Source organism: Okeania sp. (genome assembly GCF_983059655.1).
Genome location: NZ_CEZPJD010001098.1, coordinates 1 through 2,096, shown reverse-complemented (window position 1 = coordinate 2,096; position 2,096 = coordinate 1). Strand labels below are relative to the sequence as shown.

2 protein-coding genes are annotated in these 2,096 nt (G+C 33.5%); both read right to left on the bottom strand.

The annotated features are described in order from the left end of the window. Positions 1-171 precede the first annotated feature (171 nt). Positions 172-1,338 carry a hypothetical protein gene (locus AC3DU7_RS32160; RefSeq protein WP_488043289.1) on the bottom strand — a complete coding sequence of 389 codons (1,167 nt, stop codon included), beginning with the start codon at positions 1,336-1,338 and terminating at the stop codon, positions 172-174. Between the two features lie 51 nt (positions 1,339-1,389). After that, positions 1,390-1,986, bottom strand: a complete 597-nt coding sequence (locus AC3DU7_RS32155; protein ID WP_488043288.1) for a hypothetical protein — start codon at positions 1,984-1,986, stop codon at positions 1,390-1,392. Between the last annotated feature and the right edge of the window lie 110 nt (positions 1,987-2,096).

Genomic DNA, 2,096 nt, shown 5'->3' with positions numbered 1-2,096 from the left:
TCTCTAAACATCTGTATTTCCTCTCTAGTTTTACCGATTTATTTGCGATCATAATCAGAAAACTGGTTGCAAACCAAATTAGTGAATATTTTTTCAAGGGAATGTTTTTAGTTACTATAGAGAGGACCTATAAGCTTAAAAAAATTCCAAAAATTAGTTGACTTAAAATGACTAGATTTCTAAATCTAATTCTACAAGTGGTACTAACACCATTCGTCTCCAAAGCTTTTTGAATGATATTCCCTTTTTTGTAATCCGGTCATATACTGTTGTTTGTGCAGATTTATTTTTATATGTTAATTGCAGCAAATATCTACCTGCTTTGAGATTGTCAAAAATCCAAGACCCTCCATCTCCAGCAGCTATTTTGAGTAGAAATTGGTCATTTTTTTTCCACAATAATTGGGCATTAGGAAAGAAAGTAATACTTTTTCCTGCTACTGCTAAAAGCAGATCGGATACTAATCTACTTTTCAAAAAATTGCTGGTGTAATACTCCTTGATTATTTGCCAATTTGGGGTGATAAGTTGAGGAATTAGTGTGCCGTAAAAATTAAAATAAAAGTCAGTATTACTGTTATTTGTAATCCGAATACCAATTTTTACTGATGTTTCTACACCAGATTTTTTCTCTGGTAAGGTTAATACTGTTTCTGGCAGTATAGTTTCAAAGCGGATACCATCTACTTCTATTTCTTTATCATTTGGTTTGGCGAGTTCAACCAAGCGTAGACTTACAAAAGAAGTTGTTAAGCGATCGCCTTTTATTGTTTTTTTATTTATCGTCTGGAAAGGAAACTTTACAGGCTTAAGTTTTGTTTGATTGCTAGATTCATATATAAATCTGAGTTGATAATTTTCCGGTTTTAGTGCATCAAAAAACGAGGTGTTAATTAACAAGTGTAACTGTAGTAAATCTTTTTCCCAATAAATTTTAGCAGCAATGGGGATGGATATTGCTGTTTTGGGATTCAACCACGAAATATTTCTTCTGGCAAGATAATCAATTAAATTTGACATGAAATCGACTACTTTATTGACTAAGTTATCTCTTCGATAAGGTATGTTATCTTCTGCATAGATTTCCCTATTTTGGGAGGTTAATTTTTTTGCCAAAACTTTACCATCGGATGCTATTAGTTCTGGAGTAATGATTGGATCGGGATGAATTTTCCAAGGTTTTAATGTCTGATTAGTCAACTTCAGCCATAATTGAAAAGAAATATTTGCCCGTGGCGTTTTTTCTGGAATGGGTAATACTATTAAATTTGGTTCCCATATTTCTAAGAGTACGCTATTTGCTTCATTATTATTGTCAAAAAGTTCTGCTGGTTTCATTTAGGTTAACCTGTTCATGAGTTTACACGCAGTTGTCATTCTAAATTAATCTTAATTAGGAACTAAATAAATATCTACAAATGGAGTTAATACTTGACCCGTCCACAATCCTTCTATTACTTGAGTTTGTTTGTTAAGAAAGTCATAGCATTCTGCAGTATCTTTCTGATTTTCATATATCAACCGCAGTTTATACCGTTCTGAATGGAGAGGTTGAATAAGTAATCTCTCACCTCTAAATGAGGTAGTCAAACCATAGTTTTTACCACAAAGCCAACATATTTTGGCATCAAGAAAAAAGCTGATACTTTCTCCCGGTATAGCTAAAAGAAAATCAGATTTTAGTGGTGCAAGGGGGCTCAACCAGCCTATATCAAATGGTACAATTGCACCATCTTTAGCCCTAATAATCTCAGGAAATAATGCAAAAGAAAAACTAAAGTAAAGAGGGCGATCGCTATTATTAGTAATCCTAATTCCTATCTCCACTGGATATCCTGGGGACGGATGTAAAGGTCGTGTTGATAGATGTTTTCTTATGTCCGAAAGTTTTTGAATTAGGTTTTTTTTAGGCAGAGTTAATACTCGTTTGGGTACAATGGTTTCAAAGCGAACACCATTGACTTCGATAAAATTGTTTTCGTTCATAAGAGATGACTTATAAGTTGAAAAATTTTCTAAAAATTAGCTAACTTAAAATAACGGCGTTGCTGAATTAGGGTATGATTTTGCCCCCCGAGCAAGCCAATTTTGGGGGG